We start from the raw sequence: 13,570 nt of genomic DNA, 5'->3' as shown, positions 1-13,570 counted from the left end.
ATTTGTTATGGATGATTTTATCAAGTTTGAGAAGAGTATTGTATTAGAACCTGTATTCACAAACAACTATTTGATAAATTTTAATATTTTTGAAATATACCCTAGTTTAACAAAATTTTCAGCAGATAAATTCGTCTGCTCAAAATCTTTTAAACTTGGATAGGTCTCAAACGCTTTTTTTGCTACAAAAATACCTGCTTTTTGTATGAATATTGCTTGCCATTGGGCATCTGTTAAGTCTGTTGGGTAGGATTTTCTAGTCATAAAGATATTTTATCATTTTTGTGAATACAGGTTCTAAGACAATTCGGTTTGCTTCATATTCGGCGACTGAATCGCATAATAACCCAACGCACCGCCTTCGGTGTCCATACGCTCCACCACAGGATTGCTGATATTTTGGGGCAACTCATCACGAATTTGGGTAATGGCGTTTCGCACATCGTTTACCGCTCGGTCGGTGTCCGTGCCAAGTTGAAATTCAACCGCAGTTACCGATGAACCTTCGCTAATCGTGGTCGTGATGTGGCGAACACCAGCCATACCAGCCAGCGAATTTTCCACACGGCGAGCAACCGAATTTTCCAATTCTTCAGGCGTTGCACCGCTTTGCGATACCGTAACCATGACATTGGGGAAACTGACATTGGGGTCGGCGTTAATCGGTAATTTGATAAACGAAAAAATCCCAGCAACCGTCAAAATTGTGAATAACACAATAATTGGAATGGGATTTCGGATTGACCAAGATGAGAATTGCATAATTATTCCTTATCCTTTACCAAAACCGCTTCCACTTTATCCCCCGCACTCACAAACGCCGTCGCCTTTTGCACAATCTGCTCATCAGCATTCACGCCCGACAACACTTCCACCCAATCTTGAAACTGCGAACCCAGCGACACTTCACGGCGTTCCACTTCGCCTTGTTTATTCACAATCATCAAATATTTCAAACCATTATCACCATACGACACCGCCGAAAACGGCACAACCAAATTCGCATTCTGCATCGGCAACGAAATTTGCACTTCCCCATATTCTCCAATCGCAAAACCGCTCGTCTCGTCAAACGCAATTCGCACATTACCCAATTTAAATTTTTGTTTTTTAACGTTGCCTGTAAACCTGTTTGTAATTGGGCTAATTCATCGCTTGTTGGTTGAACTTCAAGTTCAATCGTGCCATTTTTTGCCAGTTGAAACAGAGCGTTACTGTCCGTTAAAGCCCCTTTTTCAGCATTGCGAACCGTGATAATGCCGTCCGCAGGGGCGATGATTTGGGCTTTAGTTTGTTGGTGTTGGCTGTCTTTTAATTGTGCTTGAATTTGGGCAATTTCCGCCTGTGCCGATTGTACGCTTGCTTTTGCTGTGTCAAATTTGGCTTGTTGTTGGTCAATTTCCAAACGGCTGACCGCATCAATGGCAATCAAGGATTGATAGCGTTGTAGCGTGGCTTGGGCTTCTTTTAAGGCGGTGTTTTGCGTGGTTAAATTGGCTTATGCTTTGGCAAGATTGGCTTGATTTTGCTCAACATTTGACCGTACATTGCTATTTTCAAGCGTGGCTAAAATTTGCCCTTTTTTTACACGCTGTCCGACTTCCACCAAAACTACCGTGATTTGTTGCCCTTGCAAGGCAGAATTGATGGCAACCGTATCTTTTGCCACCCAATTGCCAGATAAGGTTAAAGTTTTGGCAAAATTTTGGCTTTGGGGTTTTACTACATTAATTTTGATGGCTGACGGCTTTTCGTTCAGCTCGGTTGGTGCTTTTTGGCAAGCGGTTAAAAATGTGCTGACTAACATCACGCTTAAAAGTAATTTTTTCATAAAAGGTTTGAAGGATGACTAAAATTTTGCTTATTATAATCATTTTTAGGACTAAATAAAGTCATTTTTGAGACTAATTTGACTTGCAATTTGGTCAATTTAGGTTACAATATAAAATTCAATCAATGATGGAAATTTTAACATGAACGATTTTGACATTTTAGGCAAAAAAATTGGCAATCTTGATGAAGTGATGGATTTAAGCATTGCACAATTGGGTGTAAATTACAACCATTTTGCCGTGCTTTATACCTTGATGAGCGAAAAAAATCATCAATGCACCCAAAAATTTATTTGTGATGAATGGCTAATTCCCAAGCAAACCGTTTTTAACATTTGCAAAGACTATAAAGAAAAAGGCTGGATTGAGTTTTTTGAAAGTCCGACCGACAAGCGTGAAAAAATTATGCAATTGACGGACGCAGGCAAAGTGCAAGCCGAACCGATTTGGCAGGCGAGTAATGAATTTAGCCAAGCCGTTTTTAAAGCCTTTGGTAAGAAAAAAACCGAGCAATTATTTGCCCTGTTGGACGAATTTTGTCAAATTGGACGAGAGCAAATTGCCCAAAATGACAATAAAAAATGATGTGAATTTTAAACTCACATCATTTGGGTGGTTAATTTTTCAAACAAAATCAAAGGCTTTGCACCTTTTCACAAACGCTATCCAAATCAAACAGCCATTCACTTGGAATATGCACCCACCCATTTTCTTTTTCTACAAACAATTGTGGAACGCCTTGCACGCCAAGTGTTTGGGCAGTTTTTGCACCATGTAAAATGCGTTCGTTGGCTTGTTTGACTAAGTTTTGTTTGTTTGGATTTTCATCGGTTAATTTTTCGGCAATTTCGCCAAAAACATTGCATAAACAAATCCTACACCAATTTATCCACCGCCTCCACCGTACTCAAAAACACCTTGCCAGATAAGGTGTTAATGACATCGGTTTTTTGTAATAAATCCATCACAGGGCCTTTGACTTCGGACAAATGTAGAGTAATATTTTGTTGTGCCAGTTCTTGATTTAGGGTGATGAGCATTTCTTGCCCTGTCAAATCAATGTGATTGACCGCAGAGAGCATCAGCACCACATTTTGACAATTGGCACGGCTTTGCACCGCCTTACCAATAAAATCACGCACCGACCCTGCATTGCCATAAAACAAACTTTCATCAATGCGAATGATTAACAAACGCTCATCAATATTGACTTGATGACGGTGAATATTGCGAAAATGCCCCGTATTGCCCACTTGTCCAACGATGGCAATGTGTGGGCGACTTGACTGCCAAATCAGTCCTGCAAACGACACCAAAATCCCCACCACCAAGCCAATATTTAACCCAAATACCAACACGCCAATCAGTGCCACCGCAAACGCCAAAGCGTCCAATCGGTCGCTGACAAGGGCTTTTTTAAAGGTGGTCATATCAATGAGACTGACAATCGCCACCATAATATTCGCCCCCAAAACCGCGTAGGGCAAAGGGGCAAGGTATGGGGCAAACCACAGCACGCACACCGCCATCACCACCACCGACAGCACACTTGCCAAAGGCGATGTCGCCCCTGCGTCCACATTGACCGCCGTGCGAGAAAATCCGCCCACCACCGTAAACGACTGAAAAAACGCCCCAATGATATTGGCAAACCCCAAGCCTTTTAATTCTTGATTAGAATAAAAAATCTCTTGGCGTTTTCTGGCAAAACTGCTCGCCACCGCATCACTTGACACAAAAGCCACCAACGCCATCAAAGCGGATGCAGGCAACAATTGAAAAATCATTGGCAAAAAACTGGTAGAAAACGGCAATACAAACTGGGGCAAACCTTGTGGAATGTCGCCAATGATTTTAATCTGTAAATTATCAAACTGCCAAAAATGACTGACAATGATGGCAACAATCATTACCATTAATGGCATAAGTTTGCTAAAAAATTGGTATTTTGGCGGTAAAATTTTTGCCAAATAATAGCGATTGCCAAACAACAGCAAAAACGCCAATCCGCCCACCATAAGTGTTGGCAAATGTATATCAGATAAATGACGAACAAAAGATATGCCATTGGCAAGCACCGTGTTGCCAGTAATGGGAATATTGGTGATAAACTTTATTTGACCAATAAAAATAAGAATGGCCGCACCGCTGATAAACCCTGCCGTTACCCCACGACTGATAAACTGAGTAATCCAGCCCAAGCGAAACCAACTGGCAAGCCACAAAAAAGTACCTGTCATCAGAGCCAATAAACTTGCCAAACGAGCATAATCATCTGGGGGTAAATTGCCAAACGGTGCTAAGGCTTGAGCGGTCATAATGGCGGTAATCGCCACAGGCCCGACCGCATTGACCGAGCTTGAGCCGACCCACGCATAGACTAGCACAGGGACAATGGCACTATACAGCCCATAGACAGGCGGTAAGCCTGAGAGCATCGCATAGCCCAAACTTTGTGGAATGACAATCACGCCCACAATCAGCCCTGCCAAAATGTCTTGGTTAAGGTGGGCTTTTGGGTAGGTTTTTAGCCAGTTGGGTAAGGGGAAAAATGTTTTCATTGAGTTTTTTTTAATTTTCAAACTTTGTTAAAATGCTTTATTGGTTAAAACATTATCTATTTTTGTAGTCAAAAACATCGCCACAAACATCACCGCAAAAAATACCATCGCTTGCCAAACGCCCATACCAACCAATACCAATGCAGGGGCAGGACAAATCCCTGCAATCCCCCACCCCATGCCAAAAATCAAAGACCCAATTATCAAACGTTTATCCAAGCCTTGTTTAATGGACGGAAAATCTTGCCCTAGCAAACTATGTTTTTTGTGTTTGGTTAGCCAAAATCCGATACTTGCCACGATTAACGCCCCAAGCATGACAAAAAGCAACGCCGCATTCCAATCCCCTGTCACGTCCAAAAAATTTTGCACCGTCAGCGGATTTGCCATATCGCTCACGATTAAGCCAAGCCCAAAAATCAAACCGCTGATTAGGCTTATCGCATTTGCAACTGTTTTTTTCATCATGTTATCCTATATTTTATTCTGTTAAAGCAAGCCGAGCCAATGCCGTCCGACATACACCGTCAAAAACCCTGCCAACATAAAACTCAGCGTTGCCACTAGCGAACGTGGCGAAAAACGAGCATTACCACAGATACCATGCCCACTGGTACACCCTGAGCCAAGCCGAGTGCCAACGCCTACCAACAGCCCTGCCACCGCATACAGCCAACCATTATTTGATAAATTGAGCGTTGGTAAATTCATCACATAGCTTGCCAAATAAGGCGAGAGCAATACACCTACAACAAAGCACAACTGCCACCCAAAATCAGGCGAGCGTATTCGCCATAAATTCGCCACAATGCCACTTACGCCTGTGATTTTGGCATAAAATAGCCACATTAACATAACGGATAAACCAATGAGCAAACCACCGACAAAGGCGAACATAAAAGCATGATTCAACATAAAAGACCTTTTTTAAAATATATTATACATTATAATATAATATATAATCAAAAAGGTCAAAACATTTTATCACAGATTTTTAGCCAATAAAAGTTTAACAAACTGCACAAAACCGCTGATACAACAGCTCAAGAACCGCCAACGCATCATCATTGGCAATAGAATAATAAATCTGTTTACCATCACGGCGAGCATTGACTAGTCCGTCTTTGCGTAAAATGCCCAGCTGTTGCGACAAACTGGGCTGACCCAATCCAACTTTTTGCTCTAATTCGCCCACACAAAATTCGCCTTGCGTGAGTTGGCACAATAGCATCAAGCGGTCTGGGTGCGATAAGGATTTTAACAGCTGACTGGCTTGGCTGGCGGACGCTTTCATTTGCGTTAGCATGGTTGCGTCCATGATGGGCAGTTTGGGATTGGTTTGGTTTTGCATGGCGACATTTCCATAAAAATTACAAATGTTGTTTTATATTATAACCGTTTTGAATATATTTAAAAATATAATATTTTATTTTTGGTGTTTTGGATTGTATTTTATTATACATTTTTATATAATGTTTATAAATGGTTTTAAATAGGGCAATTTTTATGCAAATTCATTCTTTTTTGGACAAAGATACCGAAACCTTTACCCATGTGTTAGCGGAAAAGGCAAGCCAACTGTGTGCGGTGATTGACCCTGTGTTGGATTTTGATTATAAATCGGGTCGTACCTTGACTCACAGTGCTGACCAAGTGATTGATTTTATTCACAATCATGGTCTAACGGTGCGTTATATTATAGAAACCCACGCCCACGCCGACCATCTGTCATCAGCCCCTTATATCAAAGCCAAACTGGGCGGTGAGATTGTGATTGGCAAGCACATTGATACGGTTCAAAAAACTTTTAAAGCGATTTTTAATTTGGATATCAGTTTTAAAACCGATGCCAGTCAGTTTGATATATTGACCGAAGAAGGCTCAGCTTTGAGTTTGGGCAACACCACGATTACTGCCATGCACGTGCCGGGACACACGCCTGCGGATATGGCGTATCAAGCGAGTGATGGGCAAAATAGCGTGGTATTCGTGGGCGATACCATTTTTGCACCAGATGTGGGGACGGCACGTTGTGATTTTCCCAATGGCAGTGCCAGCGATTTGTACGATTCTATCGCACGCTTGCTTGCGTTACCTGATGAAACACGGTTGTATTTTTGCCATGACTATCCGCCAAATGGTAGAGATTATATGGCGTACAGCACCGTTGCCAAACAAAAACAGCACAATATTCATGTCAAACAAACAATTGCCAAAGACGAATTTGTCAAAATGCGAACCGCACGAGATAAAACCCTGCCCATGCCACGCCTAATTTTGCCTTCAGTACAAGTAAACATCAACGCAGGCGAATTGCCAAACGCCGAAAACAACGGCGTGCGTTATCTAAAAATTCCGCTCAATATGTTTTAAATTATTCTTTATATTGATTAAAAATTTTAATTGATATGTTAAATTTTTATCATTTTACTCATGATAAAAATTGGCGATAATAAGCAAATGATTTTATCATTTTTTAAAAACCAATTGATTTTATCAATTATCAAACCCATCAAAAGGAAAACCCATGAGCGAAAAAAAATGCCCATTTGACCATACATCTTTAACGATGAACAACGGTGCCCCCGTCGCCGACAACCAAAACTCATTGACCGCAGGAACAAGAGGCCCGCTACTGGCTCAAGACTTGTGGCTAAATGAAAAACTTGCCGACTTTGTGCATGAAGTGATTCCAGAACGCCGTATGCACGCCAAAGGTTCTGGGGCGTTCGGTACATTTACTGTAACGCACGACATCACACAGTACACCAAAGCTAAAATTTTTAGCGAAATTGGCAAAAAAACCGAAATGTTCGCCCGTTTTACTACCGTTGCAGGTGAGCGTGGTGCGGCTGATGCCGAGCGTGATATTCGTGGTTTTGCCTTAAAATTTTATACCGAAGAAGGCAACTGGGATATGGTCGGCAACAATACGCCTGTGTTTTTCCTAAGAGACCCACGCAAATTCCCTGACTTGAACAAAGCGGTCAAGCGAGACCCACGCACCAATATGCGTTCTGCAACCAATAACTGGGATTTTTGGACGCTGTTGCCAGAAGCCTTTCACCAAGTGACCATCGTGATGAGCGACCGTGGTATTCCAAAATCTTATCGACATATGCACGGTTTTGGTTCGCATACTTATAGCTTTATCAATGCGAATAATGAGCGTTTTTGGGTCAAATTCCATTTTCGCACCCAACAAGGTATTGAGAACTTAACCGATGCCGAAGCTGAGATGATGGTCGGCAAAGACCGTGAAAGTCATCAGCGTGATTTGTATGATGCGATTGAGCGTGGCGATTTTCCAAAGTGGAAAATGTACATTCAAGTGATGCCTGAAGCACAAGCCGAAACGGTGGATTTTCACCCATTTGACTTAACAAAAGTATGGTCAAAAAAACAATTTCCGTTGATTGAAGTTGGCGAATTTGAACTGAATAAAAACCCAGAAAACTTCTTTGCCGATGTGGAACAATCTGCCTTTGCTCCAAGTAACCTAGTTCCGGGTATTAGCGTATCGCCAGACCGTATGTTGCAGGCTCGTTTGTTTAACTATGCCGATGCACAGCGTTATCGCCTAGGTGTGAACCATTATCAAATCCCTGTCAATCAAGCTCGTTGCCCTGTGTTCAGCAACCAACGTGATGGACAAGGTCGCATGGACGGTAATTATGGTGGTCGTCCGCATTATGAGCCAAACAGCTTTGGACAATGGCAAGAGCAAGCCCAATTTGCCGAGCCACCGCTAAAAATCAACGGTGATGCGGCACATTGGAACTATCGTGAAGATGACAACGACTATTTTAGCCAACCAAGAGCCTTGTTTAACTTGATGAATGATGAACAAAAACAGGCATTGTTTGACAATACTGCTCGTGCAATGGGCGATGCGTTGGACTTTATCAAATATCGCCATATCCGTAACTGTGTCAAATGCGATCCTGCATACGGCGAAGGCGTGGCAAAAGCGTTAGGAATGACGGTGGAAGATGCCCAAAAAGCTCGTGAAACCGACCCTGCTAGACATTTGCCAAGTTTTTTATAAAAAGTTGTTGATAATCGGATAACAATCCAAATAAAAAAGCCGCTTTGTTCTGCAAAACGGCTTTTTTATTAAATTTAATATTTTTTAAAAATCAATTAAAATACTTGTTTGCCAAAATTAGCAGGTTCGCCATCTTTTGTACCATCTACTGTTGGGTAAATGGTGTTTTCTTTTTGTGAAAAACTGCTATGTTTATCGCTGATTTTGTCAGCCGTTTTTGTCATTGTGTTACAACCTGCTAACATCAATAGCGTGGCAACTAAAACTAAATGTTTCATATTCATACCTTTTGTGAATGTTAAAAAATGTTTTACTATTATAAAAGTTTTTTAACATAAAAGTAAATATTTTTTTTAAATAAATAATCATCACAAATCAAATGCCTTGCTAATCGCATCATCAAGCCGTTCCACCGCAAAAATCGTTAAACCTTTAAACTGTTCAAGTTGGGTTTTTGGGGCGTTGGCTTTTGGTACAATGGCGTGTGTAAAGCCGTGTTTTATCGCTTCTTTTAGACGCTCTTGACCATTTGGCACGGGGCGGATTTCACCAGATAAACCAACTTCCCCAAAAACCGCTAATGTATTTGGTAAGGGTTTTTCTTTAATGCTTGATGCACAGGCAAGCAAAACCGCCAAATCTGAGCCTGTTTCTAACACTTTGACACCGCCCACCACATTAACGTACACGTCTTGACCATTGGTGTGAATACCGCCATGACGGTGCATAACGGCAAGTAACATCGCAAGGCGTTGATAATCCAAGCCAATCGCCATACGTCTAGGCTGACCTTGTGCATCATCAACGAGTGCCTGCACTTCCACGAGTAGCGGACGAGTACCTTCACGGCTGACCATGACGACCGACCCTGCAATCGGCTTGTCATATCGGCTCAAAAAAATGGCGGACGGGTTGGCGACTTCTTTTAGTCCTGTGTCGGTCATGGCAAAAATGCCGAGTTCATTGACCGCCCCAAAACGGTTTTTCACCGCGCGTATCATGCGAAAACGGCTGTCCGACTGCCCTTCAAAATACAGTACGGTATCGACCATGTGTTCTAGCACACGAGGACCCGCCAATGCCCCTTCTTTGGTAACATGACCGACCAAAAACAGTGCCGTGCCTGTTTGTTTGGCGTAACGTGTGAGTATCGCTGCCGATTCTCGGATTTGGCTCACGCCACCGGGAGCAGATTGAATGGCTTCGGTAAACAGCGTTTGGATTGAGTCAATCACCGCAATGGCAGGTTGCTCTTGGGTCAAGGCGTGGCAAATGGTTTCCACATTGGTTTCTGCCAGCACCTTTAGGCGGTCGCTTGGCAAGCCTAAGCGGTTCGCTCGCATGGCGACTTGCGATAGGCTTTCTTCACCTGTAACGTACAAAGCACTGCCTGCAAGGTTGTCGTTGCTTGCCATGTGAATGGCGGTTTGTAACAAAATGGTGGATTTGCCAATACCGGGGTCGCCACCGATGAGTACAACCGAGCCTGCGACCAAGCCACCGCCTAGCACTCGGTCAAACTCGCTAATACCTGTCGGCAAGCGTGTGTCAAGTGATACTTGCACGGCGTTCAGCGGAATAACGGCTGATTGTTCGCCTGCGTAGTTTTTGGCTTTTGGGTTGGGTTTGCTGGCTTTTAGGTGTGGGGGCATGGTGATGGTTGGGGCTTCGGTTAAGCTGTTCCATTCACCACATTCGGCACATTGTCCAGACCATTTGCCAAAGTTTGCTCCGCATTGTTGGCAGACGTAAGTTGATTTTGATTTTGCCATTTTTAAACCTAAAAAATATTTCTAAATTATTTCTAAAACGTACTAATTGTGTTATATCATATAATTTGACGGCTCACCTGTAAAAGCTGAATTTGAAAAAAATTATCCAAACACAAAAATGACTTTAACCATGACAGAGGTTGCTAACGGACAACTTAACACGTCTCAACTCGTTGAATTAAACAAACAAATTAAAAACATTCCTTGCAGAAATTTGGTTGCTTTTCAAAAAGATATGCCAGATGTAAAAATTGCTCGTGCTAAAATTATGCTTGAAGACAAAGTGTCTGCCACTATTGTTGTTAAAAGTAAAACTGGCAATGTAATAGACCAACACACTCAAATATTGTCTGAATGTGATAATTTTAGTAGTGTTTTTTCTTCGCCATTATAATTGATAGTTAAGTAAAAAGTATACTAAAAATCATTGGCATACTTTTTAGAATATATTAATTAACTTTTAACTTCGCTCCAACCACATCATACACCCAATAAAAAACAAACCCATACACCAACACAAGCAAAGTCATAGAAATATCTAACAAAAACGCCTGCCACAAACCAATCTGCATAACCCACATCACAAGCGGTAACGTAAAACACAACAGCCCAAGCTCAAACACCACAATATGCACAACACGCAACCACACAGGACGAGCCAACTTATCGCCTGTAAAAATCTTATCAAAAATCAAATTATAAACAAAAGTCCAACACATCGCCATTAACGAAATGCCGATTAACATCATTAGCACCGTTTGGTTGCTCGGTTCATCATGTCCGCCCAAGCCAAATTGACTTAACACTTTTACCAAGCCTAACGTTAATAATACCGCCAACACTTCAAATAAAATCGCTTGAAAAATCCGCTCTTTGGTCGTCATTGTTCAGCTCAAATCAAATATTAAAATCTTCACCCAAATATACTTTTCGCACCAGTTCATGTTCCAAAATATGCTCTGGCGTGCCGTCAGCAATAATCGCCCCTTCGGACACAATGTAGGCTTTTTCACAAATCGCCAACGTTTCTCGAACATTATGGTCGGTAATCAGTATGCCAATGCCACGATTTTTTAGCGTAGTTATCACGTCTTTAATATCGCCAACCGAAATCGGGTCCACCCCTGCAAACGGCTCATCTAGCAAGATAAATTTTGGATTACTGGCAAGGCAACGAGCAATTTCACAACGTCTGCGTTCGCCCCCAGATACGCTCATACCAAGTGAATGACGGACGTGTTCAAGGTGAAATTCTGCCATTAACTGTTCAAGGGCTTGCTTTTGTCCATTTTTATCCAAATCTTTGCGAGTTTGCAAAATGGATAAAATATTTTCTTCAATGGTAAGTTTGCGAAAAATGGACGCTTCTTGCGGTAGATAGCCGATTCCTGCATTGGCTCGCTCGTGCATGGCAAGCGATGAAATATCCTGCTCGCCTAGATGAATTGAGCCTTTGTCCATATTGACAAGTCCGACCACCATATAAAAGCTCGTGGTTTTGCCCGCTCCATTCGGGCCTAAAATACCGACAACTTGCCCTCGTTCCACCGAAAATGATACGTCTTTGACGACCCAACGTTTGCCGTAGCGTTTGGCAAGGTGTTGCATGACAAGATGAGCCATTAACGCACCCCTTGACGGTTAGATGCTTGCGGTGGGAATACCAACTCAACTCGCTGACTTCCGCCTGCAGTCGCTTCCACATCGCCCACTTTTAGGCTATAACGAATGACATTCCCTGCAAAACTCGCTCCGTTTTGCGTTAATTTGGCATTACCTGTCAAAGTTACAATGCCTGTTTTGACGTTATAGTCAATGCGATTGGCTTGCCCTTTTGCTAAACCTTTTTCTTTGGTAACGATTTGTTGTACAGTCGCTGGGCTACCTGTGGCGACTGCACTATCAATTGCTTTGGCATTGGATAAATTTACTGTCAAATTTGACGCTGTCATTTTTAGCGTGCCTTGCGTGATGCTGACGTTGCCAGAATAGGTGGTTTTGCCTGTGCTTTCGCTGTAGGTGGCTTTGTCGGCAAGCAGTCGGATTGGCTCGTTGGCATCTGACGGTAAGGCAAAACTTGCCACAGTTACGCTTGATAAAACCGCAAAAACGGCTAATTTTTGCAAAGAAAGGGGCTGTTTTAACATAAAAATTAACCTTAAAAATTTGATAATTTGGGCGTATGCAATACGCCCCTACTCTCATTAAATCAACAATAAATTATTAAAATTTCTAAAAAAATTAGAAAAAAAACTAATTATTCGGCAAAAACGTCATCGCCACTTTTTCAAACTGATAATCGCCTGTCGCCATATCGCCGTACATGCTTTGGGCTTCAAAGGTGTTGCCTTGTTGATTGACTTTGACAACACTTTGGCTCATGATTTTTTTATTTTTTAAATCGCCAACCATTTGCGTTGTGGTAAATTCAATCGGTGCGGTGTCGTCATTTTGCACAGATTTACTCACGACTTTAACATTATTGGTTAATTGAGCGATTTGCGAATTTTCGTCAAACGTGGCGTTATCCGCTGTTAGCGTAATTTGTTTGTTGTTGTGATTTGGCAAAATAATATTCGGACTTTCAAGCACGGCTGAACCGGCTTTTTGATAATGCGTTACGCCTTTTGCCGTCATTTGGTAATGCACATTGCCTGTTTCATCGGTTTGCAAAGCCTTGATATTACTCGCTTGATAGTCAATATCAGAGGCTTTTAGCTTGATATTTGTCAATGAACTATCGCCACTTTTATAAAAATAGCCAGCCACGACAATACAAATCAAACCAAAAACAAACAAGGTTTTATTTGACATAAGTTTACCCTTGTAAAAAATTACAAATAATTTGCCAACATTTTATCATAATTGCCTGTCGCTTTTAGCAAAATATCGCACACTTCTCGCACCGCACCATCGCCACCGCCATTGGTGGTTATCATATCAGCGATTTTTTTGATTTCACTGTGAGCGTTTGGCACAGTTGCAGAAAAACCAACGGCTTGAATGGCTCTGGCATCTGGCAAATCATCGCCCATATAAGCACATTCCGCCAACGTTAGTTCAGAATTTTTTAACAATTCATTTAATACAACTAATTTATCTTCACGCCCTTGTACCAACAATTCAATGCCCAATTCTTTGGCACGATTGGCGACAATTTGGCTTTTTCGCCCTGTGATAATGGCAACGGCAATGCCAAACTGTTGCAAGCGTTTAATGCCAAAACCATCTTGCACGTTAAAGGCTTTGGTTTCCACGCCATTGGCATCATAGATAATTTGACCGTTAGATAAAATACCGTCCACGTCTAGCACTAACATTTTGATATTTTTGGCTTTATTTAATAAATTTTGCATA

The 13,570-nt window shown here is 41.9% G+C and carries 20 protein-coding genes; 4 read left to right on the top strand and 16 right to left on the bottom strand.

The window, feature by feature from the left end; translation table 11 throughout:
* Positions 1-66 precede the first annotated feature (66 nt).
* The 5 genes from ACGTJS_RS08035 to ACGTJS_RS08015 all read right to left on the bottom strand — a co-directional run bounded on the left by ACGTJS_RS08035 (position 67) and on the right by ACGTJS_RS08015 (position 1,831).
* On the bottom strand, positions 67-264 hold the full coding sequence (locus tag ACGTJS_RS08035) for a transposase (RefSeq protein WP_410471690.1): 198 nt from the start codon (positions 262-264) through the stop codon (positions 67-69).
* Between the two features lie 33 nt (positions 265-297).
* Positions 298-762 (bottom strand): efflux RND transporter permease subunit, encoded by a 465-nt coding sequence (locus ACGTJS_RS08030; protein WP_315043816.1) that lies wholly within the window; start codon positions 760-762, stop codon positions 298-300.
* 2 nt (positions 763-764) lie between these two features.
* A complete protein-coding gene (locus tag ACGTJS_RS08025; RefSeq protein WP_410471689.1) occupies positions 765-944 on the bottom strand; it encodes a hypothetical protein in 180 nt (59 codons plus the stop codon).
* An 8-nt stretch (positions 945-952) separates the two neighbouring features.
* Positions 953-1,432: a hypothetical protein gene (locus ACGTJS_RS08020; protein ID WP_315043822.1), complete on the bottom strand. Its 480-nt coding sequence runs from the start codon at positions 1,430-1,432 to the stop codon at positions 953-955.
* A gap of 66 nt (positions 1,433-1,498) precedes the next feature.
* Complete coding sequence (locus ACGTJS_RS08015) at positions 1,499-1,831, bottom strand: biotin/lipoyl-binding protein (protein WP_315043825.1); 333 nt, start codon at positions 1,829-1,831, stop codon at positions 1,499-1,501.
* 142 nt (positions 1,832-1,973) lie between these two features.
* Between ACGTJS_RS08015 and ACGTJS_RS08010 the strand changes: the two genes are divergently transcribed.
* The gene (locus ACGTJS_RS08010) at positions 1,974-2,417 is read left to right on the top strand and encodes a MarR family winged helix-turn-helix transcriptional regulator (RefSeq protein WP_410471688.1); all 444 of its coding nucleotides are present in this window, start codon (positions 1,974-1,976) and stop codon (positions 2,415-2,417) included.
* 290 nt (positions 2,418-2,707) lie between these two features.
* Here the strand turns inward: ACGTJS_RS08010 and ACGTJS_RS08005 are convergent, their stop codons facing one another.
* From ACGTJS_RS08005 to ACGTJS_RS07990, 4 genes are all read right to left on the bottom strand, one after another.
* Positions 2,708-4,393, bottom strand: a complete 1,686-nt coding sequence (locus ACGTJS_RS08005) for a SulP family inorganic anion transporter (protein ID WP_410471687.1) — start codon at positions 4,391-4,393, stop codon at positions 2,708-2,710.
* A gap of 27 nt (positions 4,394-4,420) precedes the next feature.
* Complete coding sequence (locus ACGTJS_RS08000) at positions 4,421-4,858, bottom strand: DUF6691 family protein (RefSeq protein ID WP_410471686.1); 438 nt, start codon at positions 4,856-4,858, stop codon at positions 4,421-4,423.
* Positions 4,859-4,882: 24 nt separating this feature from the next.
* Positions 4,883-5,308, bottom strand: a complete 426-nt coding sequence (locus ACGTJS_RS07995) for a YeeE/YedE family protein (protein WP_410471685.1) — start codon at positions 5,306-5,308, stop codon at positions 4,883-4,885.
* A 94-nt stretch (positions 5,309-5,402) separates the two neighbouring features.
* Positions 5,403-5,711, bottom strand: coding sequence for a metalloregulator ArsR/SmtB family transcription factor (locus ACGTJS_RS07990; protein WP_410473247.1), 309 nt, complete (start codon positions 5,709-5,711; stop codon positions 5,403-5,405).
* 188 nt (positions 5,712-5,899) lie between these two features.
* Between ACGTJS_RS07990 and ACGTJS_RS07985 the strand changes: the two genes are divergently transcribed.
* Both ACGTJS_RS07985 and ACGTJS_RS07980 read left to right on the top strand, forming a co-directional pair.
* On the top strand, positions 5,900-6,766 hold the full coding sequence (locus ACGTJS_RS07985) for an MBL fold metallo-hydrolase (protein WP_410471684.1): 867 nt from the start codon (positions 5,900-5,902) through the stop codon (positions 6,764-6,766).
* Positions 6,767-6,920: 154 nt separating this feature from the next.
* Positions 6,921-8,441 carry a catalase gene (locus ACGTJS_RS07980; protein ID WP_410471683.1) on the top strand — a complete coding sequence of 507 codons (1,521 nt, stop codon included), beginning with the start codon at positions 6,921-6,923 and terminating at the stop codon, positions 8,439-8,441.
* A 95-nt stretch (positions 8,442-8,536) separates the two neighbouring features.
* On the opposite strand, the gene ACGTJS_RS07975 is transcribed toward ACGTJS_RS07980, so the two are convergent.
* The gene (locus tag ACGTJS_RS07975; protein ID WP_315044053.1) at positions 8,537-8,719 is read right to left on the bottom strand and encodes a hypothetical protein; all 183 of its coding nucleotides are present in this window, start codon (positions 8,717-8,719) and stop codon (positions 8,537-8,539) included.
* 90 nt (positions 8,720-8,809) lie between these two features.
* Positions 8,810-10,213 carry a DNA repair protein RadA gene (radA, locus tag ACGTJS_RS07970; RefSeq protein WP_410471682.1) on the bottom strand — a complete coding sequence of 468 codons (1,404 nt, stop codon included), beginning with the start codon at positions 10,211-10,213 and terminating at the stop codon, positions 8,810-8,812.
* A gap of 118 nt (positions 10,214-10,331) precedes the next feature.
* On the opposite strand from radA, the gene ACGTJS_RS07965 reads away from it, so the two are divergent.
* Complete coding sequence (locus ACGTJS_RS07965) at positions 10,332-10,607, top strand: hypothetical protein (RefSeq protein ID WP_410471681.1); 276 nt, start codon at positions 10,332-10,334, stop codon at positions 10,605-10,607.
* Positions 10,608-10,662: 55 nt separating this feature from the next.
* Here the strand turns inward: ACGTJS_RS07965 and ACGTJS_RS07960 are convergent, their stop codons facing one another.
* The 5 genes from ACGTJS_RS07960 to ACGTJS_RS07940 all read right to left on the bottom strand — a co-directional run bounded on the left by ACGTJS_RS07960 (position 10,663) and on the right by ACGTJS_RS07940 (position 13,569).
* Positions 10,663-11,097 (bottom strand): PACE efflux transporter, encoded by a 435-nt coding sequence (locus tag ACGTJS_RS07960; protein ID WP_410471680.1) that lies wholly within the window; start codon positions 11,095-11,097, stop codon positions 10,663-10,665.
* 13 nt (positions 11,098-11,110) lie between these two features.
* Positions 11,111-11,836: an LPS export ABC transporter ATP-binding protein gene (gene lptB / locus ACGTJS_RS07955; protein ID WP_315043606.1), complete on the bottom strand. Its 726-nt coding sequence runs from the start codon at positions 11,834-11,836 to the stop codon at positions 11,111-11,113.
* On the bottom strand, positions 11,836-12,360 hold the full coding sequence (lptA, locus tag ACGTJS_RS07950) for a lipopolysaccharide transport periplasmic protein LptA (RefSeq protein WP_410471679.1): 525 nt from the start codon (positions 12,358-12,360) through the stop codon (positions 11,836-11,838). The genes lptB and lptA overlap by 1 nt, the downstream gene beginning before the upstream one ends.
* Before the next feature lie 106 nt (positions 12,361-12,466).
* Complete coding sequence (lptC, locus tag ACGTJS_RS07945; RefSeq protein WP_315043610.1) at positions 12,467-13,027, bottom strand: LPS export ABC transporter periplasmic protein LptC; 561 nt, start codon at positions 13,025-13,027, stop codon at positions 12,467-12,469.
* A gap of 20 nt (positions 13,028-13,047) precedes the next feature.
* Positions 13,048-13,569, bottom strand: a complete 522-nt coding sequence (locus ACGTJS_RS07940) for an HAD-IIIA family hydrolase (protein ID WP_315043612.1) — start codon at positions 13,567-13,569, stop codon at positions 13,048-13,050.
* Position 13,570: the final 1 nt, after the last annotated feature.

It is taken from the genome of Faucicola mancuniensis (assembly GCF_046523945.1).
GTDB classification, from domain to species: Bacteria; Pseudomonadota; Gammaproteobacteria; order Pseudomonadales; family Moraxellaceae; genus Faucicola; species Faucicola mancuniensis.
The sequence above is the reverse complement of the archived record's forward strand: the minus strand, read 5'-3'. Positions and strand labels throughout refer to the sequence as shown.

Coding starts and splice junctions, on each gene's coding strand:
- ACGTJS_RS08035 (WP_410471690.1), bottom strand. CDS start 264: ATGACTAGAAAATCCTACCCAACAGACTTAACAGATGCCCAATGGCAA.
- ACGTJS_RS08030 (WP_315043816.1), bottom strand. CDS start 762: ATGCAATTCTCATCTTGGTCAATCCGAAATCCCATTCCAATTATTGTG.
- ACGTJS_RS08025 (WP_410471689.1), bottom strand. CDS start 944: ATGATTGTGAATAAACAAGGCGAAGTGGAACGCCGTGAAGTGTCGCTG.
- ACGTJS_RS08015 (WP_315043825.1), bottom strand. CDS start 1,831: ATGAAAAAATTACTTTTAAGCGTGATGTTAGTCAGCACATTTTTAACC.
- ACGTJS_RS08010 (WP_410471688.1), top strand. CDS start 1,974: ATGAACGATTTTGACATTTTAGGCAAAAAAATTGGCAATCTTGATGAA.
- ACGTJS_RS08005 (WP_410471687.1), bottom strand. CDS start 4,393: ATGAAAACATTTTTCCCCTTACCCAACTGGCTAAAAACCTACCCAAAA.
- ACGTJS_RS08000 (WP_410471686.1), bottom strand. CDS start 4,858: ATGAAAAAAACAGTTGCAAATGCGATAAGCCTAATCAGCGGTTTGATT.
- ACGTJS_RS07995 (WP_410471685.1), bottom strand. CDS start 5,308: ATGTTGAATCATGCTTTTATGTTCGCCTTTGTCGGTGGTTTGCTCATT.
- ACGTJS_RS07990 (WP_410473247.1), bottom strand. CDS start 5,711: ATGGACGCAACCATGCTAACGCAAATGAAAGCGTCCGCCAGCCAAGCC.
- ACGTJS_RS07985 (WP_410471684.1), top strand. CDS start 5,900: ATGCAAATTCATTCTTTTTTGGACAAAGATACCGAAACCTTTACCCAT.
- ACGTJS_RS07980 (WP_410471683.1), top strand. CDS start 6,921: ATGAGCGAAAAAAAATGCCCATTTGACCATACATCTTTAACGATGAAC.
- ACGTJS_RS07975 (WP_315044053.1), bottom strand. CDS start 8,719: ATGAAACATTTAGTTTTAGTTGCCACGCTATTGATGTTAGCAGGTTGT.
- radA (WP_410471682.1), bottom strand. CDS start 10,213: ATGGCAAAATCAAAATCAACTTACGTCTGCCAACAATGCGGAGCAAAC.
- ACGTJS_RS07965 (WP_410471681.1), top strand. CDS start 10,332: ATGACTTTAACCATGACAGAGGTTGCTAACGGACAACTTAACACGTCT.
- ACGTJS_RS07960 (WP_410471680.1), bottom strand. CDS start 11,097: ATGACGACCAAAGAGCGGATTTTTCAAGCGATTTTATTTGAAGTGTTG.
- lptB (WP_315043606.1), bottom strand. CDS start 11,836: ATGGCTCATCTTGTCATGCAACACCTTGCCAAACGCTACGGCAAACGT.
- lptA (WP_410471679.1), bottom strand. CDS start 12,360: ATGTTAAAACAGCCCCTTTCTTTGCAAAAATTAGCCGTTTTTGCGGTT.
- lptC (WP_315043610.1), bottom strand. CDS start 13,027: ATGTCAAATAAAACCTTGTTTGTTTTTGGTTTGATTTGTATTGTCGTG.
- ACGTJS_RS07940 (WP_315043612.1), bottom strand. CDS start 13,569: ATGCAAAATTTATTAAATAAAGCCAAAAATATCAAAATGTTAGTGCTA.